The organism is Saccharopolyspora sp. MMCC62 (genome assembly GCF_057736575.1).
This window is the reverse complement of sequence record NZ_JBYKCM010000009.1, coordinates 194,192-216,413: the sequence shown is the minus strand read 5'-3', so window position 1 is coordinate 216,413 and position 22,222 is coordinate 194,192. Positions and strand designations below refer to the sequence as shown.

At 72.3% G+C, this 22,222-nt stretch carries 19 protein-coding genes and 1 tRNA gene; 10 read left to right on the top strand and 10 right to left on the bottom strand.

Annotation, left to right across the window (positions count from 1 at the left end; genetic code table 11):
* Window positions 1-162 precede the first annotated feature (162 nt).
* Window positions 163-1,620 carry an SDR family oxidoreductase gene (locus tag AC29IT_RS21655; protein ID WP_488219936.1) on the top strand — a complete coding sequence of 486 codons (1,458 nt, stop codon included), beginning with the start codon at window positions 163-165 and terminating at the stop codon, window positions 1,618-1,620.
* 70 nt (window positions 1,621-1,690) lie between these two features.
* Here the strand turns inward: AC29IT_RS21655 and AC29IT_RS21650 are convergent.
* A tRNA-Arg gene (locus AC29IT_RS21650) sits at window positions 1,691-1,763 on the bottom strand.
* Between the two features lie 165 nt (window positions 1,764-1,928).
* Between AC29IT_RS21650 and AC29IT_RS21645 the strand changes: the two genes are divergently transcribed.
* Complete coding sequence (locus tag AC29IT_RS21645; protein WP_358438715.1) at window positions 1,929-2,849, top strand: cation diffusion facilitator family transporter; 921 nt, start codon at window positions 1,929-1,931, stop codon at window positions 2,847-2,849.
* Between the two features lie 332 nt (window positions 2,850-3,181).
* Here the strand turns inward: AC29IT_RS21645 and rho are convergent, their stop codons facing one another.
* From rho to argS, 6 genes are all read right to left on the bottom strand, one after another.
* Window positions 3,182-5,107 (bottom strand): transcription termination factor Rho, encoded by a 1,926-nt coding sequence (gene rho, locus AC29IT_RS21640; RefSeq protein ID WP_488219935.1) that lies wholly within the window; start codon window positions 5,105-5,107, stop codon window positions 3,182-3,184.
* Window positions 5,108-5,962: 855 nt separating this feature from the next.
* Complete coding sequence (gene thrB, locus AC29IT_RS21635; RefSeq protein WP_358438880.1) at window positions 5,963-6,883, bottom strand: homoserine kinase; 921 nt, start codon at window positions 6,881-6,883, stop codon at window positions 5,963-5,965.
* Window positions 6,884-6,885: 2 nt separating this feature from the next.
* Entirely contained in the window at window positions 6,886-7,971 is a 1,086-nt protein-coding gene (gene thrC / locus AC29IT_RS21630) for a threonine synthase (RefSeq protein ID WP_358438720.1), read from the bottom strand.
* Window positions 7,968-9,272, bottom strand: a complete 1,305-nt coding sequence (locus tag AC29IT_RS21625) for a homoserine dehydrogenase (protein ID WP_358438723.1) — start codon at window positions 9,270-9,272, stop codon at window positions 7,968-7,970. Before AC29IT_RS21625 ends, thrC begins: the two co-directional genes overlap by 4 nt.
* Complete coding sequence (gene lysA / locus AC29IT_RS21620; protein WP_358438726.1) at window positions 9,273-10,691, bottom strand: diaminopimelate decarboxylase; 1,419 nt, start codon at window positions 10,689-10,691, stop codon at window positions 9,273-9,275.
* Window positions 10,692-10,777: 86 nt separating this feature from the next.
* Window positions 10,778-12,439, bottom strand: coding sequence for an arginine--tRNA ligase (argS, locus tag AC29IT_RS21615; RefSeq protein ID WP_358438728.1), 1,662 nt, complete (start codon window positions 12,437-12,439; stop codon window positions 10,778-10,780).
* Window positions 12,440-12,647: 208 nt separating this feature from the next.
* Here argS and AC29IT_RS21610 point away from each other — a divergent pair, with 208 nt between their 5' ends.
* On the top strand, window positions 12,648-13,448 hold the full coding sequence (locus tag AC29IT_RS21610; protein ID WP_488219934.1) for a thioredoxin-like domain-containing protein: 801 nt from the start codon (window positions 12,648-12,650) through the stop codon (window positions 13,446-13,448).
* A 4-nt stretch (window positions 13,449-13,452) separates the two neighbouring features.
* Complete coding sequence (locus AC29IT_RS21605; RefSeq protein ID WP_358438734.1) at window positions 13,453-14,142, top strand: DUF305 domain-containing protein; 690 nt, start codon at window positions 13,453-13,455, stop codon at window positions 14,140-14,142.
* Between the two features lie 148 nt (window positions 14,143-14,290).
* Here AC29IT_RS21605 and AC29IT_RS21600 read toward each other — a convergent pair whose 3' ends face one another.
* Window positions 14,291-14,677: a hypothetical protein gene (locus AC29IT_RS21600; protein ID WP_358438737.1), complete on the bottom strand. Its 387-nt coding sequence runs from the start codon at window positions 14,675-14,677 to the stop codon at window positions 14,291-14,293.
* Window positions 14,678-14,914: 237 nt separating this feature from the next.
* Here AC29IT_RS21600 and rpmE point away from each other — a divergent pair, with 237 nt between their 5' ends.
* The 3 genes from rpmE (at window position 14,915) to prmC (ending at window position 17,364) form a co-directional block, all read left to right on the top strand.
* Window positions 14,915-15,139, top strand: a complete 225-nt coding sequence (rpmE, locus tag AC29IT_RS21595) for a 50S ribosomal protein L31 (protein WP_358438739.1) — start codon at window positions 14,915-14,917, stop codon at window positions 15,137-15,139.
* A gap of 138 nt (window positions 15,140-15,277) precedes the next feature.
* A complete protein-coding gene (gene prfA, locus AC29IT_RS21590; RefSeq protein ID WP_358438742.1) occupies window positions 15,278-16,351 on the top strand; it encodes a peptide chain release factor 1 in 1,074 nt (357 codons plus the stop codon).
* A gap of 137 nt (window positions 16,352-16,488) precedes the next feature.
* Complete coding sequence (gene prmC / locus AC29IT_RS21585) at window positions 16,489-17,364, top strand: peptide chain release factor N(5)-glutamine methyltransferase (RefSeq protein WP_358438745.1); 876 nt, start codon at window positions 16,489-16,491, stop codon at window positions 17,362-17,364.
* Between the two features lie 215 nt (window positions 17,365-17,579).
* On the opposite strand, the gene AC29IT_RS21580 is transcribed toward prmC, so the two are convergent.
* The gene (locus AC29IT_RS21580; RefSeq protein WP_488219933.1) at window positions 17,580-19,211 is read right to left on the bottom strand and encodes a coiled-coil domain-containing protein; all 1,632 of its coding nucleotides are present in this window, start codon (window positions 19,209-19,211) and stop codon (window positions 17,580-17,582) included.
* A 184-nt stretch (window positions 19,212-19,395) separates the two neighbouring features.
* Here AC29IT_RS21580 and AC29IT_RS21575 point away from each other — a divergent pair, with 184 nt between their 5' ends.
* Complete coding sequence (locus tag AC29IT_RS21575; RefSeq protein WP_358438750.1) at window positions 19,396-19,785, top strand: SPW repeat domain-containing protein; 390 nt, start codon at window positions 19,396-19,398, stop codon at window positions 19,783-19,785.
* Between the two features lie 309 nt (window positions 19,786-20,094).
* Window positions 20,095-20,667: a TetR/AcrR family transcriptional regulator gene (locus AC29IT_RS21570; protein ID WP_488219932.1), complete on the top strand. Its 573-nt coding sequence runs from the start codon at window positions 20,095-20,097 to the stop codon at window positions 20,665-20,667.
* Window positions 20,668-20,670: 3 nt separating this feature from the next.
* Here the strand turns inward: AC29IT_RS21570 and mce are convergent, their stop codons facing one another.
* Window positions 20,671-21,111, bottom strand: coding sequence for a methylmalonyl-CoA epimerase (gene mce / locus AC29IT_RS21565; RefSeq protein WP_488219931.1), 441 nt, complete (start codon window positions 21,109-21,111; stop codon window positions 20,671-20,673).
* Window positions 21,112-21,235: 124 nt separating this feature from the next.
* Here mce and AC29IT_RS21560 point away from each other — a divergent pair, with 124 nt between their 5' ends.
* On the top strand, window positions 21,236-22,177 hold the full coding sequence (locus tag AC29IT_RS21560) for a hypothetical protein (protein WP_488219930.1): 942 nt from the start codon (window positions 21,236-21,238) through the stop codon (window positions 22,175-22,177).
* Window positions 22,178-22,222: the final 45 nt, after the last annotated feature.

The window sequence follows — 22,222 nt, the reverse complement described above, 5'->3', positions numbered from 1 at the left end:
AATACAATGACTGTCATTTTCAATAAGTCGGGGGTGTGGCGCAAAGCCCGCGGAGATCGTGCGATGAAGGGAACCTTCCTGCCACCCGTGACCGGAAGGTTCCCTTCATCGCACCCGGGGAGCCGGGGTGCGCGGGTGGCCGGCGGACCGCACGCTTCGGCCATGGTGTGTCTGGTGACGGGGGCGAGCGGGTACGTCGGCGGCAGGTTGGTTCCGCGGTTGCTCGAGGACGGGCGGCAGGTCCGCTGCCTGGTCCGGAATCCGGAGAAGCTGCGCGACGTGCCCTGGCGGGATCAGGTGGAGGTGGTCCGCGGCGATCTGCTGCAGGAGGACGACGTCCGCGCCGCCTGCGACGGGGTCGACGTCGTCTACTACCTGGTGCACGCGATGGCCGAGTCGGGTTTCGCGGCCAGGGACCGGCGGGCGGCGCTGCTGCTCGGGCAGGCGGCGCGGGAGATGTCGGTTCAGCGGATCGTGTACCTGGGCGGAGTGCATCCGGCGGGGGAGCGGTTGTCCGAGCACATGGCTTCGCGGGCGGAGGTCGGCGAGATCCTGCTGCGCAGCGGGGTTCCGACGGTGGTCCTGCAGGCCGCGGTGATCATCGGGTCGGGCTCGGCGAGCTTCGAGATGCTGCGGCACCTGACCGAGCGGCTTCCCGCGATGGTGACACCCCGCTGGGTGCGCAACCGGGTGCAGCCGATCGCGGTCCGGGACGTGCTGCACTACCTGGTCGAGGTGGCCCGGCTGCCGGGTTCGATCAACCGGACCTTCGACGTCGGCGGACCGGACGTGCTGACCTACGGGGAGATGATGCGCCGCTACGCGATCGTGGCGGGTCTGCCGCCGCGTCGGATGCTGTCGGTGGGCGTGCTGACGCCGTGGCTGAGCGCCCAGTGGATCAACGTGGTGACGCCGGTGCCGAAGAGCGTGGGGCGGCCGCTGATCGAATCGCTGATCCACGAGGCGGTCTGCGCCGAGGACGACATCGACGAGCTCATCCCGCAGCCGCCGGGCGGGCTCACCGGCTACGACCGCTCGGTCCGGCTGGCGCTGCGGAAGATCCGGAACGCGGAGGTGGAGACCCGCTGGTCGGATGCGGCGCCTTCGGACGCGCCCTCGGACCCACTGCCGTCGGACCCGGCCTGGTCCGGCGGCACCGTGTACTCGGACGTCCGCGAAGGGCGCAGCCGGGTGTCACCGGAACGGTTGTGGCGCGTGGTCGAAGGCGTCGGCGGGGAGCACGGCTGGTACTCCTCGTCGCTGCTGTGGGCGGTGCGCGGCGTCGTCGACAAGCTCTCCGGCGGAGTGGGCTTGCGGCGAGGTCGCCGGGACGCGCAACGGTTGCGCGTGGGCGAGGCGCTCGACTGGTGGCGGGTGGAAGAGCTGGTGGAGGGCAGGATGTTGCGGCTGCGCGCGGAGATGCGGTTGCCGGGACGGGCGTGGCTGGAGTTCACCGTGGAGCCGGACGATGCGGGTGGTTCGCACTACCGCCAGCGAGCGGTGTTCGTCCCGCGCGGCTTGGCCGGTCACCTCTACTGGTGGCTGGTCGCGCCGTTCCACGGTGTGGTCTTCGGCGGGATGGTGCGCAACGTGCTCCGCGTCGCAGCGGGCGGCGGGTGAGGTGCGGCGAAAACCTACGTGGAAATGCAGAAGAGGACGAGCATCTGCTGCTCGTCCTCTTCTGCGTGGGCGCCCTCGGCAGGACTCGAACCTGCGACACCTGCCTCCGGAGGGCAGTGCTCTATCCGCTGAGCTACGAGGGCTTGCTGTTGTTGACTTGCGTCAGCTTAGCGCACGCTCCGATGTCGACCGGAAGGGGGTGAACGTTCGTCGGACGGGTGGTCGTGTCCAGTGGGTGGACCCTCCATTGCATTCATGCGCATCTCGCTATATATCATGGTGGGCGGTAGGCGAAGGGGAGGTTCGTGATGGGCCACGGGCACGGCCACGGGCATGGGACGGCGTCGCCCGCGAGCGCTTCCGGGCGGTACTCGCGGCGCCTGGCGATGGCGTTCGGGGTGCTGCTGGCGTTCTTCGTGCTGGAAGCGGTGGTCGGATATCTGACGTCCTCGCTGGCGCTGCTCTCGGACGCCGGGCACATGCTGACCGACGTGCTGGGCGTGGGCATGGCGCTCGCCGCGATCACCGCCGCGCGCCGCCCGGCCTCGGCGAAGCGGACCTTCGGCTGGTACCGCGTCGAAGTTCTCGCCGCCCTCGCCAACGCGGTGCTGCTGTTCGCCGTCGCCGGCTACATCCTCGTCGAGGCCGTCGGGCGCTTCCAGGACCCGCCGCAGGTCGCTGGACTGCCGATGATGATCACGGCGGCCGCCGGGCTCGCCGCGAACGTGGTGGCGTTCCTGCTGCTGCGCGAAGGGGCGGGGGAGAGCCTCAACCTGCGCGGCGCCTACCTGGAGGTCCTCGCCGACACCATCGGCTCGGTCGGTGTGCTGCTGGGCGGGGCGCTCGCCTGGGCCTTCGGGTGGTACCTGGTCGACCCGATCGTCGCCGTCGCCGTCGGGCTGTTCGTGCTGCCTCGCACCTGGAAGCTCGCCGGGCAGGCGCTGCGCATCCTCGTGCAGCAGGCGCCGGAGGGCGTCGACGTGCACGCGATGCACCAGGACCTCGCCGCGCTGCCCGGGGTGAAGGAGGTGCACGACCTGCACGTGTGGACGCTGACCTCCGGCATGGAGGTCGCCTCGGCGCACCTCAGCATCCCGGCCGAAGCCGACCACGGGGACGTGCTGGTCGCCGCGCAGCGGCTGCTCGCCGAGCAGTACCGGATCGAGCACGCCACCTTGCAGGTCGAACCCACCGAGTGCGCACGGCGGTGCCAGGCGCTCACCTGGTGATCATCTGATCGGAAGGTTCCCGGAGCGGGACTCGGGCTGAAGTGACAGGAAGGTTCCCTTCCGCGCACCGATGACAGGAAGGTTCCCTTCCACATCGGGACGGGTTCGGGTCGTCGGGCGGGTGGATGACAGAAAGGTTCCCTTCCTCGCACCCGTGGCGGAAAGGTTCCCTTCCACCCCTGACCGGTTCGCGTCGGCAGCTGACCGGATGGCAGGAAGGTTCCCTTCACCGCACCCGTGACAGGAAGGTTCCCTTCCTCGCGCCAGGGTGGAAAGAAAGCCGGCCCGCTCCTCTTGCGAGGTGCGGGCCGGCTTCGTGCGCGGAGCGGACGTCAGTTGTCGTCCTTGCCGCCGGGGGCGTTCTTGGCGACCTGCATCAAGAACTCGATGTTGGTGCGCGACTTGCGCAGCCGTTCCTGCAGGAGTTCCAGCGACTGCTGGGCGTCCAGTGCGGCGAGCACCCGGCGCAGCTTGTGCGTGACGGTGAGTTCGTCGGGCGCGAGCAGGATCTCGTCCTTGCGGGTGCTGGAGGCGTCCACGTCGACGGCGGGGAACAGCCGCTTGTCGGCGAGCTTGCGGTCCAGCTTGAGCTCGGCGTTGCCGGTGCCCTTGAACTCCTCGAAGATCACCGTGTCCATCGTGGACCCGGTTTCCACCAGCGCCGTGGCGAAGATGGTCAGCGAGCCGCCGTTCTCGATGTTGCGGGCCGCGCCGAGGAACCGCTTCGGCGGGTACAGCGCGGTCGAGTCGACACCACCGGAGAGGATCCGGCCGGACGCGGGGGCCGCGAGGTTGTAGGCGCGGCCGAGGCGGGTGATCGAGTCGAGCAGCACGACCACGTCGTGCCCCATCTCGACGAGCCGCTTGGCCCGCTCGATGGACAGCTCCGCGACGGTGGTGTGGTCCGACGGCGGGCGGTCGAAGGTGGAGGCGATGACCTCGCCCTTGACCGAACGCTGCATGTCGGTGACCTCTTCGGGGCGCTCGTCGGCGAGCACCACCATGAGGTGGCATTCCGGGTTGTTCGTGGTGATCGCGTTGGCGATCGCCTGCAGCACCATCGTCTTGCCCGCCTTGGGCGGCGAGACGATCAGCGCGCGCTGGCCCTTGCCGACGGGCATCACCAGGTCGATGATCCGGCCGGTGAGGTTCTGCGGTTCGGTTTCCAGCCGCAGTCGCTCGTTCGGGTACAGCGGGGTCAGCTTGTGGAACTCCGAGCGGCCCTTCGACGCCTCCGGCTCGAGGCCGTTGATGGAGTCGACGCGGACCAGCGGGTTGAACTTCTGCCGCTGCTGCTCGCTGTCGCGGGGCTGCCGGATGACGCCCTTGATGGCGTCGCCGCGGCGCAGGCCGTACTTGCGGACCAGCGACAGCGACACGTACACGTCGTTCGGCCCGGCGAGGTAGCCCGAAGTGCGGACGAACGCGTAGTTCTCCAGCACGTCGAGGATGCCCGCGACGGGCAGCAGCACGTCGTCCTCGCGGACCTCGGGCTCGTTGCCGCCGCCTTCGGTGCGGCCGCGGTTGCGCCTGCGGTCCCGGAAGCGGCGTCCGCGCCTGCGGCCGCCGTCCTCGTCGGAGTCGTCCTGCGGGCGGTTGTCCTGCTTGTCCTGCTGCTGCCGGGAGTTCTGCCGGTCGCCGCGGTCCTGACCGCCCCGGTCGCCCCGGTTGTTGTCCTTGTCGCGGTCCCGGTTGTCGCCGCGGTCACCGCGGTCGTTCTGCCGGTCGCCGCGGTCCTGGCCGCGCTCGTCGCCCTGGTCCTGGTTGCCGCCGGAGCGGTTGGAGGAGCGGCGGCGGCGGTTGTTGCCGCGGCGGCCTTCGTCCTCCCCGCCCTGCTCGGCGGACTGCTGGCGCCGGGAGCGCCCGCGGTTCGGCGCGGAGCCGTTGTTGCCGGCGTCCGGGGCCGAGTCCTGCTGCGGGGCGGCGGAGTCGGTCTCGTCCAGCGCGGGCTGGCGGGCCTTGTCACGGCTCGGCGCGGTCTCCTGCGCGGGCTTGGCGGCCGCGCGCGGCTTGGCGGGGGCGCCGCCCTGCCGCTCCTTGATGGCCGCGATCAGGTCGCCCTTGCGGAGGCCGCTGGTGTCGATCCCCAGTTCCCCGGCGAGTTGTCGAAGCTCGGCGAGGACCATGCCGGACAGCCCGCCGCGACGGCGCGGGGCGCCGTTGGCCTCGGCGCCCGCGGACGGCTGCTCAGACTCCTGCTGGCCAGCCTGGGAGACGCCGTTGGTCGTCTCGCTGCTCAACAGTTCGGTGTTGCTCACGAATGTCCTTCCTGACCGGACCGCGCCTCCTACGCGACCCAGCGGATTGCCCGCCCGCTGCTGTCAGCGGAACGGCCTTGATGTGCTACCAGCCCGATGCCGGTCGAGTTCAACACGCACGCGCGGCTCGATCGACGTCGGCGATCAGGGGGACCAGCAGCACCGGGCGGTGGGAGGTACCCGGGTCATGTGCTCGTCCGAATGCCGTTGCGCGGTGCGGTTTTCACGCTTCTGCGTGCCAGAACCACGGTGCACGTGCGACGCATCCACTCCGATCCACACTCGCCGATGCACGCCCTGCTGCCGCCTCACTCAGATGTCGTCTTCCGCGGGGAGCGCTGTGATTTCCGGTCCGGCCCGATCTGCCGCTGAGCGGAGACGGGACGACGGGCACCGGGGTGCGCCGAACCGGCGTCGATCGCGTCGGAAACATGACCACCGCGGTCAGGCCCCCATGCTGCGTCGGCCGGAACCCACAGGTCGGCAGCCCCGCGCGAACCCCATTGAGTTGACAACTCCTGCCTCTGCCACCGCGTCCGGCAACCCGCAGATCCTGATCTTCACCCGTGTGGAGTGGAGTCGATTCACTAGCGGGAAATGTGCCCCGGGGAACGAAGCCCCGGATGCGGCACCGGCGCCGAGCGCGCGGTGACTGATTGACCTTGAGGGTAGACGCCTCACCACCGAGGTGCAACAACCTCCGGAGGCGTGGCACGCCCTCGTTCGATCACGGTGTTCGCGCAATCGGCCGTGCCGGAGCATCCACCGTTTCGGAACACCTGCCGAGCAGCACTGACGTCCTGCCGACATGTCCTTTGTACCACCACGCCGGGCGGAATGGTCGGGCCGGGCCGGTCATTCCGCCGTTGTCGGCTCCGATATCACCTGAACGCCGCGCCGATCGACCGGAAGGCGCAGCGCGGTGAACCCGCCGATGTCGACCGTGCGGGGCAGTTCGCCGCCCGCGGGCAGCGCCAGCACGGTCGGGCCCGCGCCGGACACCGCGGCGGGCACTCCGGCGGCGCGCAGCCGCCGCACCAGCTCGATGGTGCTCGGCCAGGCGGACTCCCGGTAGTCCTGGTGCAGCCGGTCGTCGGTGGCCGCCAGCAGCAGCGAGGGGTCGGTGGTGAGGGCGTGCACGGCGAGCGCGGCGCGGCCCGCGGCGAACGCGGCGTCGGCGTGCGGCACCTGCTCGGGCAGCAGGCCGCGCGTGGTGTGCGTGGCGGACTCACCGCCCGCGACCAGCGCGACCGGGTGCACGTCGGGGTGCGCGGGCAGCGCGGCGGCGCGGAACCGGTCGGTGTCCCGCCAGGCGATCACCACGCCGCCGAGCAGGCTGGCCGCGACGTTGTCGGCGTGGCCTTCGCAGTCGGCGGCCAGGTGCAGCGCCTGTTCGAGGTTCTTGGTCTCCCGCAGCGGGAAACCGGCGAGCTCGTAGGCCGCCGCGGCCCCGGCGACGATCGCCGCCGCCGAGGACCCCAGCCCGCGGGAGTGCGGGATGGCGTTGCGGCAGCGCAACCGGACCGCGGGCGCGGCCACGCCGAGCTCGGCCCAGGTGCGGTGCAGCACCCGCACGACCAGGTGTTCGTGGTCGGTGGGGATGGATCCGGCGCCTTCGCCTTCGGCGGTCACCACGGCGCTGCCCGGCGGCCCGTCGGTCACCGCGACGTGCACGGTGTCGTGCAGCGCGAGCGCCATGCCGAGCGCGTCGAACCCGGACCCGAGGTTGGCGGTGGAGGCGGGCACCACGACCCGCACCCCACCGCCGGCCCGCAGGCTCACACCAGTTCCAGCGCGGTGGCCACGGCGCGGGGGTCGACCGGCAGCGGCTCGACCTCGACCATGCCGGACAGCGCCGTGTCGGGGTCCTTGAGGCCGTGCCCGGTGACGGTGCACACCACGCGGGACCCGCGGGGCAGCGAGCCGTCCTCGACGGCGGCCAGCAGCCCGGCCACGCTGGAGGCGGAGGCGGGTTCGACGAACACGCCCTCCCTGGTGGACAGCAGCCGGTAGGCGTGCAGGATCTGCTCGTCGGTGACCGCGGCGAACCGGCCGCCGGAGGCGTCCTTCGCGGACACCGCGTGCTGCCAGGAGGCGGGGCTGCCGACCCGGATGGCGGTGGCGATCGTCTCCGGTTCGAGCACGGGCGCGCCGTGCACGAGCGGCGCGGCGCCCGCGGCCTGGAAGCCGAACATCCGCGGGGTGGACGGGATCACGCCGTCCGCGGCGTACTCCGCGTAGCCCTTCCAGTAGGCGGTGATGTTGCCCGCGTTGCCCACCGGCAGGCAGTGCACGTCGGGGGCGGAGCCGAGCACGTCGCAGATCTCGAACGCCGCGGTCTTCTGGCCTTCCAGCCGCACCGGGTTCACCGAGTTGACCAGCGTCACCGGGTGTTCGGCGGAGGTCTTGCGGGCGAGTTCGAGGCAGTCGTCGAAGTTGCCCTGCACCTGCAGGATCTTCGCGCCGTGCGCCACGGCCTGCGCCAGCTTGCCCATCGCGATCTTGCCCTGCGGCACCAGCACCGCCGAGGTGAGCCCGGCGCGCGAGGCGTAGGCCGCTGCGGAGGCGGAGGTGTTGCCGGTGGAGGCGCAGATGACGGCCTTGCTGCCCGCGGCGAGCGCGTGCGTGATGGCGACCGTCATGCCGCGGTCCTTGAAGGAACCGGTCGGGTTCGCGCCTTCGACCTTGAGGTGCACCTCGCAGCCGGTGAGCTCGGACAGGTGCTGCGCGGGCACCAGCGGGGTGCCGCCCTCCTGCAGGGTGACCACGCGGGCGCCCTCGGGGATCTCCACCCGGTCCCGGTACGCCTCGATGAGGCCGGGCCACCCGGCCCTCGTGGGCGCACCCTGGATGTTCGAAGTCACGACGGTTCACCTTCCACGCGCATCACGCTGACGACCTCGCGCACCGAGGCCAACCCGGCAATCTTGTCCACTGTGGATTTCAGGGCGGCATCGGTGGCGGTGTGGGTGACCACCACCAGGCTGGCCTCTTCGCCCCTGCCCGCCTGGCGCACCACCGAGATGCTCACATCGTTGTCGTTGAACGTGGCCGCGACCTGGGACAGCACGCCGGGTTTGTCGTCCACGTCGAGGCTGATGTGGTACCGGGTGGGGGTGGCGCCCATCGGCTGCACCGGCAGGTTCGCGTGCGCCGACTCGCGCGGCCCCTTGCCCGCCACGACCAGGTTCCGCGCCACCGCGACGAGGTCGCCGAGCACGGCGCTGGCGGTCGGTTCGCCGCCGGCGCCCTGGCCGTAGAACATCAGGCTCCCGGCGGCTTCGGCTTCCACGAACACCGCGTTGTAGGCGCCGCCGACCCCGGCCAGCGGGTGGTCGCGCGGAATCATCGCCGGGTGCACCCGGGCCGAGACGGATTCGGTGCCGTCCTCGGCGACGACGCGCTCGCAGATCGCGAGCAGCTTCACCACCCGGTCCAGCGATTTCGCCGCCGCGATGTCCCCGGGGGTCACGTTCGAGATGCCCTCGCGGTGCACGTCGGTGGCCGCGACGCGGGTGTGGAACGCCAGCGACGCGAGGATGGTGGCCTTCGCCGCCGCGTCGAACCCGTCCACGTCGGCGGTCGGATCCGCTTCCGCGTAACCCAGCCGCCCGGCCTCGTCGAGGGTCTCCGAATAGCCGGCGCCCGTGGAGTCCATCGCGGACAGGATGTAGTTCGTGGTGCCGTTGACGATGCCCATCACCCGGTTGATGCGGTCCCCGGCGAGGGATTCGCGCAGCGGGCGCAGCAGCGGGATGGCCCCGGCGACGGCGGCTTCGAAGTAGATGTCCGCCCCGGACTCGTCGGCGGCGGCGTACAGCTCCGAGCCGTGCTCGGCCAGCAGCGCCTTGTTGCCGGTCACCACCGACTTGCCGCTGCGCAGCGCGCGCAGCAGCAGCGAGCGGGCCGGTTCGATGCCGCCGATGAGCTCCACCACGACGTCCACGTCGCCGTCGACGAGCGCGGCGGCGTCCGTGGTGAGCAGCTGCTCGGGGACGTTCGGATGCTTGTGCAGGCGCCGCACGGCGACGCCGGTGACCTGCACGGGTGCTCCGGTCCGCGCCGCGAACTCCTCGGGGCGGGACTGCAGCAGGCGCAGTACCTCGGTGCCGACCGTGCCGCAGCCCAGCAGCGCGACGCGGATCGGCTCACGGTCCTCGATCACTCACACCTCCAGCCGGAGCAGGTCGTCCTCGGTCTCCCTGCGCAGCAGCAGTCGCGACCGCCCGTCCCGCACGGCGACCACCGGCGGCTTGGGGAGTCGGTTGTAGTTGCTCGCCATCACGTAGCAGTAGGCCCCCGTCGCGGCGACGGCCAGCAGGTCGCCCGGAGCAATGTCCTCCGGCAACCAGCAGTCTCGCACCACAACGTCACCGGACTCACAATGCTTGCCCACGATGCGGGACAGCACGGGGGGTGCTTCGGCCGATCGGGAGACGAGCCTGCAGTCGTAGACGGCGTCGTAGAGCGAGGTGCGGATGTTGTCGCTCATGCCGCCGTCCACGCTCACGTAGCGCCGCGACACGCCGCCGTCGAGCTCGACGTCCTTGATCGTTCCCACTTCGTAGACGGTGACCGTGCCGGGCCCGGCGATGGCGCGGCCCGGTTCGACGGCCACCCGCGGCGGCTCGAACCCGGCGAGGTCGCACTCCTTGCGGACCACGTCGTGCAGCCGGGTCGCCAGTTCCTGCACCGGCAGCGGATCGTCGTCGGGGGTGTAGGCGATGCCGAGGCCGCCGCCGAGGTCCACGGTGGTCAGGCTCGCCAGCGCTTCGGCGCCGTGCTCGGCGCGCAGGTCGGCCAGCAGCGACACCACCCGGTGCGCGGACAGGCCGAAGCCGTCGTCGTCGAAGATCTGCGAACCGATGTGGCTGTGCAGGCCCACCAGTTCGAGGCCGTCGGCCTTGATGACGCGGCGGGCCGCTTCGGCGGCGTTGCCGGACGCCAGCGAGAACCCGAACTTCTGGTCCTCGTGCGCGGTGGCGATGAACTCGTGGGTGTGCGCCTCGACGCCGACGGTGACCCGGACCATCACCGGCTGCACGACGCCGCGCTCGCGGGCGAGGTGGTCCAGGCGGGCGATCTCGTGGAACGAGTCCAGCACGACGGAACCGACGCCGGCGTCCACGGCGGTCGCCAGCTCCTCGACGGACTTGTTGTTGCCGTGGAAGGTGATGCGCTCCGGCGGGAACTCGGCGCGCAGCGCGACGCGGAGCTCTCCGCCGCTGCACACGTCCAGGCTCAGGCCTTCGTCGGCGACCCAGCGGGCCACCTCGGTGCACAGGAACGCCTTCGACGCGTAGTGCACGGACGTGGGGTCGCCGAACGCGGTGGCGTACTCGGCGCAGCGGGACCGGAAGTCGGCCTCGTCGAGGACGAACAGCGGGGTGCCGTGCTCGCGGGCGAGTTCGCGCACGTCCGTCCCGGCGAAGGAGACGGCGCCGTCGTCCTCCCGGTGCGAACCGCGCGGCCACACCGCCGCGTGCAACTCGTCGAGCTCGGACTCGTCCGCCGGGACCGGCCCGGCTGTGCTGCCCGGCAACAGGACCTCGGCGTGCCGAGGTCCGGCGGGATGGGCGCGCATGATCGCGGCTCCTCTGCGGATTCGTGCCGGACCGGGGAGCCGTTCCCCGGCGCGGCCGCCCGAACGCCGGGCGTGGACGTCGTCGGTCACATCTGGTCGGGGGCGCTCACTCCGAGCAGCCCCAGACCGTTGGCCAGCACCTGGCGGGTCGCCTCGCACAGCTGCAGGCGCGCGATCGTCAGTGCGTTCGCCTGGTCGTCACCGGGCTGCAGCACGCGGCACGCGTCGTAGAACTTGTGGTAGGCGCTGGCCACTTCCTCCAGGTACCGCGCGATGCGGTGCGGTTCCCGCAATTCGGCGGCGGAGAGCACCACTCGCGGGTACTCGCCGAGCGTGCGGATCAGGTCGCCCTCGCGTTCGTGGGAGAGCAGCGACAGGTCCGCCTCCTGCACCGGTCCCCGGTCGATGCCGAGGGACGCGGCGTTGCGCTGCAACGAGGACAGCCGGGCGTGCGCGTACTGCACGTAGTAGACCGGGTTCTCGTTGCTGCGCTTGCTGATCAGGTCCAGGTCGATGTCCACGGCCGAGTCCACCGAGGAACGGGTCAGCGAGTAGCGGGCGGCGTCCACGCCGACCGCCTCGACCAGGTCCTCCAGGGTGACGACGGTGCCCGCGCGCTTGCTCATCCGCACCGGTTTCCCGTCGCGCACCAGGTTCACCAGCTGCCCGATGAGCACCTCGACGGCGTTCGGGTCGTCGTCGAACGCGGCGGCCGCCGCCTTGAGCCTGCTCACGTAGCCGTGGTGGTCGGCGCCGAGCATGTACAGGCACAGGTCGAAGCCGCGGCCCCGCTTGTCCCGCAGGTAGGCGATGTCCCCGGCGATGTAGGCGGTGCCGCCGTCGCTCTTGATCACCACCCGGTCCTTGTCGTCGCCGAACTCGGTGGAGCGCAGCCACCAGGCGCCGTCCTCGAAGTACAGGTGCCCGGATTCCTTCAGCTGCGCGACGGCCGTCTCGACCGCGCCGGAGGCGTGCAGCGAGTCCTCGTGGAAGAAGACGTCGAAGTCGGTGCCGAACTCGTGCAGGCTGCGCTTGATCTCCTCGAACATGAGGCCGACGCCGACGCGGCGGAACGTCTCGTGCCGCTCGGCCTCCGGCTGCTCCAGCGCGCCCGGTTCGGCGGCGAGCACCCGCTGGGCGATGTCGGCGATGTAGTCGCCGCCGTAGCCGTCCTCCGGGGCGGGCTCGCCCTTCGCGGCGGCCAGCAGCGACAGCACGAAGCGGTCGATCTGCGCGCCCGCGTCGTTGAAGTAGTACTCGCGCACCACCTCGGCGCCCTGCGCGGTCAGGGTGCGGCCCAGCGCGTCGCCGACCGCGGCCCAGCGGGTGCCGCCCAGGTGGATCGGGCCGGTCGGGTTCGCGGAGACGAACTCCAGGTTCACCCGCAGGCCCTGGTAGCGGTCGCCGCGGCCGAACTCGGCACCGGCGGTGACGACGTCGCGCACGATCCCGGCCTGCGCATCGGTGGCCAGCCGCAGGTTCAGGAATCCCGGCCCGGCGACGGTGACCTCGGTGATGCCGTCCTGCGCGGCCAGCGCCTCGGACAGCCAGGTCGCCAGGTCGCGCGGCGGCACCCCGGCCTTCTTCGCCACCTGCATCGCCAGGTTCGTCGCGTAGTCGCCGTGCTCGGGGTTTCGGGGTCGCTCCACCGTCACCGTCTCCGGGAGGACGGAAACGTCCAGGTCACGTGCGGACAGCACGTCGACGGCGGCGGTGCGGACCAGATCTGCGAGCGCGGCGGGAGTCACCTGGAGAAGTCTAAGGATGCGTCGCCGCTGTTCAGCGAACGGGTGCGATCGCCGCGCCGGTCGCGTGCACGGTGGGTGATCGGGTGGTGACCTCGATGTGAGAACGTGACCGCGACGTGTTCGACGTACGCCCTCCGGTGGCCGTGGGATCTCTAGACTGGCGTGCCGGGTCACCTGGCGACCGATGGCGAGACGAGGTCCGGACAGCATGGCGAGCGGTAAGCAGAGCAAGGCGATGCGCAAGGCGCGCGGTTCCGTGGTGCAGCAGCGGTCGATCCCGTGGATGGTAATTCTCAGCGTCGGGGTTGTCTTCGTCGTTGCCGCTGCGGTTTTCGGTACCGTCTACGTCCGCTACGCCGACAAAGCCGAATCCCGCGAGGCGCAGGCGAAGGCCGAAGCGGCCGCCGCGCCGTTCAAGCCGACCCCCGAGAACCCGGACCCGTCCAAGGGCATCCCCGGCGTCGTCACCGCCGAGTACCCGGGCCAGCAGCACGTCCGGCCCGACCAGCGCGTCGCCTACGACAAGACGCCCCCCTACGGCGGCCCGCACGACGGGATCTGGGCCGACTGCACCGGCGTCGTCTACCCGAACGCGGTGCGCACCGAGAACATGGTGCACTCGCTGGAGCACGGCGCCATCTGGATCGCCTACGACCCGGCGCGGATCGACGAGGCGGGCAAGGAGACGCTCGCCCGCCGGGTCGAGAACAAGCCCTACACGATGATGTCGCCCTACCCCGGCCTGGACTCCCCGATCTCGCTGCAGTCCTGGGGCCACCAGCTGAAGCTGGACAGCCCCGACGACGCGCGCATCGACCAGTTCATCACCGCGCTCAAGGAGAACCCGAACAAGGTCTACCCGGAGATCGGCGGCTCCTGCCAGGCCTACCCGGGCGCGTTCGACACCCAGAACCCGCCGCCGTTCGACGCGAGCCCGCCGCCCGCGGACGCCATCCCCATGAGCGGTGAGGGCACCCAGCAGGGGCAGGGCGAGATGGGCGGGCGGTGACCCGATGAGCACCCAGGAGGACACCACCGCGGCGTCGATGCCGGTGCGCATCGCCATCGCCGTCGTGGCCGCCGCGGCGCTGCTGCTGCTCGGCGGCGCGGGCGGACTGCTCATCGCCACCCCCTCGCACGATTCCGACCCGGCGCCCAGCGCCGTCGACGTCGGGTTCGCCCAGGACATGTCGACGCACCACCAGCAGGCCGTGACCATGGCCACCCTCGCCAGGGAACACGCGTCGGACGTCGCGGTGCGCCAGCTCGCCTTCGACATCGAGACCAACCAGCGCGACCAGATCGGGCGGATGCAGGGCTGGCTGAACCTGTGGGGCGAGCCCTCCGGCAGCAGCTCGCCGATGCAGTGGATGGGTTCCGGCGGGCACGAGCACGGCACGGACCACTCGATGCACGGCGCGTCCACCGGATCCGGGGCGCCCACGATGCCCGGCATGGCCGACACGGCCGAGCTGGACCGGTTGCGCGGGCTCGACGGTCCCGCCTTCGACGCGTACTTCCTGCAGCTGATGCTGCGCCACCACGAGGGCGGGGCGCCGATGGCCCGCTACGGCGCCGAGCACGCCGGGCTCGGACCGGTGCGCGGGCTCGCCGCGAACATGCTCGGTTCGCAGGGCACCGAGAGCGAGCTGATGCGCGGGATGCTGGCGGACCGCGGAGTGGCACCGCTGCCCGCGAACTGACGTCGACCCGTCCCAGGGCCGGTGCGCGAACTCCGCGCACCGGCCCTGGGTCTTTTCCGGCCCGGGACGGGCGCGCCGTGGGGACGAGGAAGGGAACCTTCCGGTCACGGGTGACAGGAAGGTTCCCTTCCTCCACCCGGGGACCGGTTCAGCGGTAGTCGCAGTGCCGTGCCGCGCCGCGGAACGCGACGACCACCAGCGCCACGATCGCCACCCCGCCGAGCAGCAGCGTCGGCAGCAGCGGCACCAGCACTCGGTCGGCGCCGAGCGCGCAGCCGAACATCGCGGCCGGGTAGGCGAAGCGGAGCCCGAAGCGCTGCCAGTCGCGGGACCAGCGCACCTTCCCGCCGGTGAGCAGCGCGAGGCCCGCGGCGAACCCGAGCAGCACCGGCGGCGACACCTCCAGCCCGGGACGCCCCGGCTCGAACGACCAGGACACCAGCGCGGCGACCCCGCTCGCGCCGGCGAGGAACAACGGCGGCAGCAGGATCCACATCCGGACCGTGAGGTCACGCAGCGCAGGGCACAGCAGCACGAGATCAAGGATGCTGCCGGACTGCTCCGTTCGCACCGCGGCGCGGCCCCCGCTCGGCGGGCGGTCACCTGGCCGCGCCGGGCGGTCGAGCGGCCCGCTCGCCAGGAATAACGTGCGGACCGACTGCGTTCCAGGTCAGCGCCTTCGGTCTGGCAGAATGACAGGCCGAGTCGGCTCCGGTTCACCTCGCGATGATCGTCGGCGAGGACCCGGCGGCCCCGAACAGGAGGACACGCTTTGAAGGCGGACATTCACCCCGAGTACGTCGCGACCCAGGTGACCTGCGGTTGCGGTAACAGCTTCACCACCCGGAGCACCAGCAAGGCCGGCAACATCTCGGTCGAGGTCTGCTCCAACTGCCACCCGTTCTACACGGGCAAGCAGAAGATCCTGGACACCGGCGGCCGGGTGGCTCGCTTCGAGGCCCGCTACGGCCGGCGGCAGAAGAACGCCACCAAGTAGCTGGGCCGACGGCGCCCGTCCTCGCGCACCGCGCAGGGCGGGCGCCGTCGTCATGTCGGGCCCCGCCCGTCCGTCCGGCCCGTTCGGGTCCAGCCATTCCGGTTCAGCCGCTCCGGTCCAGCAGTGAAGAAGGTTCCCGTGGAAACGTCGAAGCTCGAGGAGTTGCTCGCGGAGCACGCGGAACTGGAGCGGCGCCTGGCCGAACCGGATGTGCACGCCGACCAGGCGACCGCGCGCAAGCTCGGCCGCCGCTACGCGGAGCTGACCCCCGTGGCGAAGGTCGCGAAGGAGTGGGAGCAGGCCCGCTCGGACCTGGTGACGGCCCGCGAGCTGGCCGCGGACGACGAGGGCTTCGCCGCCGAGGCCGAGTCGCTCGCCGAATCCGTGCCGGCGCTGGAGGACAAGCTCACCGAGCTGCTGCTGCCCCGCGACCCGCACGACTCCTCCGACGTGGTGCTGGAGGTCAAGTCCGGGGAGGGCGGCGAGGAGTCGGCGCTGTTCGCCGGGGACCTGCTGCGGATGTACCTGCGCTTCGCCGAGCGGCAGGGCTGGCGGGCCGAGGTGCTCGACGCAACCGAATCCGACCTCGGCGGCTACAAGGACGTGACGGTCGCGGTGAAGGCCAAGGCGGGCGACACCGGGCCGGACGGCGTGTGGGCGAAGCTGAAGTTCGAAGGCGGCGTGCACCGCGTGCAGCGGGTGCCGGTCACCGAATCGCAAGGCCGCGTGCACACCTCCGCGGCCGGGGTGCTGGTGTACCCGGAGACCGAAGAGGTCGAGGTCGAGGTCGACGAGAAGGACCTGCGCATCGACGTGTACCGCTCCTCGGGGCCGGGCGGGCAGAGCGTCAACACCACCGACTCGGCGGTGCGCATCACGCACCTGCCGACGGGCACCGTCGTCTCCTGCCAGAACGAGAAGTCGCAGCTGCAGAACAAGCTGCGCGCCATCCAGGTGCTGCGCGCGCGGCTGCAGGCCCTCGCCGAGGAGGAAGCGCAGAAGGAGGCCGCCGAGACCCGGCGCAGCCAGGTGCGCACCGTGGACCGCTCCGAACGGGTCCGCACCTACAACTTCCCGGAGAACCGCATCTCCGATCACCGGGTCAACTACAAGGCCTACAACCTCGACCACGTGCTGGACGGCGACCTGGCCGGGGTGCTGGAGGCGCTCGTCGCCGCCGACCGCGCCGACCGGCTTGCCGCGAGCTCCTGACCACCCGCGCCGGGGCCCGGTGGATCCGGCCGGCGGGGCGACCCGACCGGGTCGTGTTCGCTGTGACGGGAACGTTCCGCTCCTCGCGGGGTGTCGCCTGAACGAGCTCCCGCGACCCGCGCTCTAAGCTTGCCCCCGTGACTCGACAGCCACTGCGCCTGGCCATCCTCGAAGCGGAACGTCGACTGTCCGCGGCAGGCGTGGCGAGCCCCCGGACGGACGCCGAACTGCTGGCCGCACACCTGCTCGGTGTGGAGCGCACCAAACTGATGATGGTGCCGCTGGTCGACCCGCCGGTGGTGGAGGCGCTGCACGCCCTCGTGCAGCGGCGCGCCGAACGGATCCCGCTGCAGCACCTCGTCGGCAGCGCGCACCTCGGCGGCGTGGAGCTCAGCGTCGGGCCCGGCGTGTTCGTCCCCCGGCCGGAGACCGAACTGCTGCTCGCGTGGGGCCTGTCGCTGCTGGACGGGGTGGAGCGGCCCGTCGTCGTCGACCTGTGCACCGGCACCGGGGCGCTGGCGCTGGCCACCGCGCACGCGCGGCCCGACGCGCAGGTGCACGCGGTCGAACTCGAACCGCACGCGCTGGCGTGGGCGCGGCACAACATGGACCAGCAGGCCGCCGCAGGCGACACCCCGGTGCGGCTCTACTCCGGTGACGTGTGCGATCCGACGCTGCTGATGGAGCTCGAAGGCCTCGTCGACCTGGTGCTGTGCAACCCGCCGTACGTGCCGGAGGGCACGCCGGTGCCGCCGGAGGTGCGCGACCACGACCCGCACGACGCCGTGTTCGGCGGCCGCGACGGGCTCGACGTGGTGCGGCACGTCGTCGGGTGCGCCGCGCGGCTGCTGCGGCCCGGCGGCGGCGTCGCGATCGAGCACGACGACACCCACGGCGGTTCGGTGCCCGCGCTGCTCAAGGCGCGGCGGGTGCTGTCCGACGTCGAGGACCACCCCGACCTGGCGGGGCGCCCGCGATTCGCCACCGCGCGGCGGACCGCGCCGGAGCTCTGATTCCCCGGCCGGTGCGCTGCCGGCCGCTTCCCCTACCCGCGACGAGCGGGCATTCGTGCTGCCCGCACGCCCGCCGCAGCCGGTGATGAAGGGAACCTTCCTGCCACCGGTGACCGGAAGGTTCCCTTCATCGCACCGGGTGCGGGCGTGAAGAAGCCCGGCCAGGGCGTGCCTGGCCGGGCTGGGAGAGCACCTGCGGGATCGGGCCCCGGGGCTCAGCGGTGCTGGCGGGGTGCCTGTTCGGCGGGCGCGGGCTTCGGCCCGCCCTGCTCCGGGCCCTGGCGCTGCTGGTCGGCGGCGCCGGGGATCGGCAGCTGGATCCGCCGGGTCGGCGGGTCGTGCGGGTTGCGCTGCTGCTGCCCGGGGTTGCCGCCACCGGGGAGGTGCTGCCGCTGGATCTTCTCGGTCGGCCCTTCGCCACCGCCCCGCTGCTGCCGGGGCTGCTGGGGTTGCTGCGCCGGCCGCTGCCCGTTCGGCCCGCCGGGCTGGGGCTGCGGGGCCGGTTCGTGCGAGCGGTCTTCGGCGACTTCGGCTTCGGCGGACTTGCGCGCCTGCTCGCGGGCTTCCGCGGCGGCCTCCCGCAGCGCGGCCTCCTCCTCGTCCTCCTGGTCGAGGCGGGCGAGCAACGGCGTGGTCTGGCCGAGCAGTTCGGCGGCGTCCCGCAGCTTGCTCGCGACGGTGTCGCGCAGCTCGGTGAGCGAGTGCACCTGCTGGTCGGCCTTGGTGAGCCTGCGCTGGCACTCCTCGGAGGTGGCGCCGAGCCTGCGCTCGGCGTCGAGCCGCGCCTCGCGGATGAGGCGTTCGCGCTCCCGGGTGCCCTCCTCGACGAGGCGGGTCGCTTCGTCGGTGGTCTCCCGGACCATCCGCTCGGACTTCGCGGTGGCCTCGGTGACGAGCCGCTCGGCTTCCCGGGTGCTGTCGAGCTCGCGCTTCTCGGCGGCGGCGATGCTCTCCTGCTCGCGCTGCTGGGCGGCGGCGATGCTGTCCTTCTCGCGCTTCTCCGCGGCCTCGGTGCTCTCGCGTTCGAGGAGCTGGGCGGCCTCGGTGCTCTCCCGCTGCAGCTTCTCGGCGGCCTGCTGGGACTCGGTGGTGAGCCTGGTGGCCTCGTCGGTGGCCTCGCGGACCCGGCGGTGCGCCTCGTTGGTGCCTTCCCGCAGCCTGCGGTTGGCCTCTTCGGTGGCTTCGCGGACGCGGCGCTGGGCGTCGGCCTTGCTGGTCGTCTCCTGCTCGGTGAGCAGCTTCATGGACTCGGTGCGCCGCGCGGCCATCGCGATCTCGAAGTCCTCTTCGACCTGCACGCGGCGGGCCTCGGACTCCTCGTCGGCCCGCTTGCGGTTCGCCTCCGCTTCGGTGGTGATCCGCTCGGCTTCGGCCTGCGCCTTCTCCAGCGTCGACCGGTGCTCCTGCTCCATCTCGGTGCGCCGGGTGTCGACCTCGGCGATGAGCTTCTCGTAGCGGGTGCGCAGCGCGCCCGCTTCGGCCTCGGAGCGGGACCGGGTCTCGGCGGCGTCCTTCTCGGCGCGGCCGCGGATGTCGTTGGCCTCGTCCTGCGCGAGGCGCAGCATCCGCTGCAGGCGTTCGCTGAGCCCCTCCAGCGTCGTCGGCGGCTTCGACAGCCGCTCCACCTGACCGCGCAGGTTCTCGATCTCCGAACGCGACGACTCGAGCTGCTTCGACAGGTCGCGCGCCTGCGACACGGCCGCATCGCGGTCGGAGGTGATGATGCGCAGATCCGCGTCGACCCGTTCGAGATGCTCGTCGACCTGGGCGCGGTCGTATCCGTTCTTGCGAACGAGGTCGAAGCCCGATCCCAGCGGGAGAAGATCACGATCGTCGGCGAGGCCCATGGTTCAACGCTACCTGGAAGACAACCGCGTTGTGGGAGGTGTGGGCGGGATGACCGGAGAATCGCGCCCCGGAACCACCGGACCGGGGCGGACCGCGCGCCTTCGGGCCGGAAGTCCCTTGTTCGGCCGGCCGGTCAACGCGAACGGTGGGGTGCGTCGGCAGCGGCTGCTGGAGGTGATCGACATGGCCACCAGGGCGAACGAACCCTCGAAGGTGCGGCCGTGGACGCGGTGGCAGGACTGGGCCGCGCTGGTGCTCGGGTTGTACGCGGTGCTCGCGACGATGTGGACGCGGACCAGCGGCGGAGCGCTGTCGGCGATGGTCGTGCTGGGCGGGCTGCTGGTGATCGCCGCGGTGTGGTCGCTGGCGCTGCCCCGCTCGATGACCAGTGAGTACGCCCACATGCTGCTGGGCGTGCTGCTGTTCATCGCGCCGTGGGTGCTGGGGTATTCGGCGTTGACCGGGGCGGCGTGGACCTCGTGGGTCGTCGGGGTGCTGGCCGTCCTCGTCGGTGCCGCGGCGCTGCCGGAGGCGACCGTGGCGCACGGCAGGGGCGTGGCCGGGCAGCACTGAGCCCGCTCAGCACCGGGCAGCTCAGCACTGAGCGGCAGGCTGAGCAGGACCCAGCCGGGACTGGAGCCGGTCCGGGCAGCACCGGGTCGCCCGGCACCGGGTCGCCCAGCACTGAGCGGCAGGCCGGGCAGGACCGGCCGGGACCGAGCCGGACAGCGCCGGACCGAGCCGGACAGCGCCGGTCCGGGCGGGCCGAGGGCAGCACCGAGCCGGACAGGGCCGAGCCGGACGGGCCGGGCGAGCACCGAGCCGGGGCGCGCGGATTCCGCGAAGCCGCCCGGCGGCCGGGTTCGGCGGGGGAGGGCGCCGATGGGACGAGTTCCGGGGCGAGCGCCCGCGGTCCCCGCGCGGGAGCGGATCCTGTCGGCGGCGGGGGAGCTGTTCGCCGAATCGGGGTTCGCCGCCACCCCCACCTCGCGGATCGCCGCGCGGGCGGGCGTGCCCAAGGGGCTGATCCACTACTACTTCCGCCGCAAACCGGACCTGCTGGTCGCGCTGGTGGACCGGCTGCCCGCGGAGCGGGTGGACCTCGCGCGGATCGTGGTGCCGGGCGATGTGGCGGCCACGCTGCGCGGCCTCGTCGCCGAGCTGGACCGGGGGTTCGAGTCGGCGCTGCCGCTGCACCACCTGCTGTGGCGGGAGGCCGACACGCACAGCGCGGTGCGGCGTGCGCTGCGCGAGCGGTTCCGGGCCGTCGTGGCGCAGGTCCACGAGGTCGTCGCCGCCGCGGTGCCCGGTCCGGCGGGGGCCGACGTGGACACCGCGGCGGTCCTGCTGGCCAGGATCGTCGATCACCGGCACGCGGTGGCCGGGCGGGCCGAGCGCGACGACTCCGCCGACCGCGAGATCGACTTCATCGCCCGCGGGCTCGACCCGCGCTGACGGTCAGGACGCCGGTTCGACGAGCTCCACCAGCACTCCGCCCGCGTCCTTCGGGTGCACGAAGTTGATGCGGCTGCCCGCGGTGCCCCGGCGCGGCGCGTCGTAGAGCAGCCGCAGGCCCTTGTCCCGCAGCGCCGCGCTCGCCGCCTCCACGTCGGTGACCCGGTAGGCGAGCTGCTGGAGGCCCGGGCCGTTGCGGTCCAGGAACTTCGCGATCGCCGAGTCCGCGCGCAGCGGCGCGATCACCTGCAGCTGGGTGGCGCCCGCGGCGTCGCCGGGCGCGCGCAGCATCGCCTCCCGCACCCCCTGCTCCTCGTTGACCTCGGTGTGCGCGACCTCCAGGCCGAACGTGGCGCGCTGGAACTCGATCGCGGCGTCGAGATCGGTGACCGCGATGCCGACGTGGTCGACGGCGGTGACCAACCCGCTCAGTTCGCTCTGCATGGCCGGGAGCCTAACGCGGCGCCTGCGCTGCGCGGGGGTGCGAGATGTGGCAGGAAAGGCCTCGGCCCGGGTGGCGCCGCGGTGCGCGCCGGGAGTCACGTGCCGTCGACGTGGAGGGTGGGACATGGTCTCCGGAAGACGAACCCGGCCGGTCGCGGTGGCCGCCGCGGTGCTCGCGATCGGCCTCCCGGCGATCTCCGCCGGCGAACCCGACGCGATCCGGCTCAAGCACGAACGCGCCTGGGTCGACTCGGGGCCGCTGGAATTCGGGGCCGAACCGCACGCGGCGGTGCGCGCCGCGGCCGCCGACGCCGCGGCCGGTGCGGACTGCGCGGTGGACGTGGACACCGCCGCCCGCCTGGTCCTCGCACCGACCTGGCCGGAGGTCGCGGCCTCCGGCAGCGCGCCGGCGCCCATGACGCTCTCCCGGTACGACGACGGGACCGCGCTCGCCGACCCCGGGCGGCGCTCCCCGGGGATCTTCTTCAGCCCCGGCGTCGGTGCCTGGCAGCTCGACTCCGCCGGGCTCGGCGCCACCGCGACCGCGGCGGCCGCCATCGACACCGGCGCGGCCGCGCGCACCGTCGCGCCGCACGTGGTGGGGAGGTACTGCGCCGAGCTGGGCGACGGCTCGTCCCCGGCCGCGGCGCGCGCCGCCGCCTGGAGCTCCTGGTACGCCTGCGACGAAGGCGCCTGCGAGGACGTGTACCAGCGGCTCCTCGACGAGGGCGTCGTCGAGGACGGCACCGTCGGCAGGCACGGCGGGGCCGACCCGCGGCGGTGCCACTACGCGGGCGGCACCCACGACTGCGCCTACGTCGACCCCGCCGCGGCGCAGGGCGACGAGGCGTGGCGGGTCCCCGGCTACGGGCCCGCACCGGTGCCGGACCCGTTCTACGTGCTCGCCCTCGGTGGCGAGGAAGTGCGCTACTGGCTGGCCGTCGACACCGGGGCGGGCACCGACGTGGTCGCGTCCCGCGAACTCGGCGCCGACGCCAGGGAGTCGCTGCGGTGGTCGGCGGGGGCGGGGTTGTGCGACCGCACCGCGCACCGCGGCCGCTGTTGACCGGGTGCGAGGAAGGGAACCTTTCTGTCACCGGTGACCGGAAGG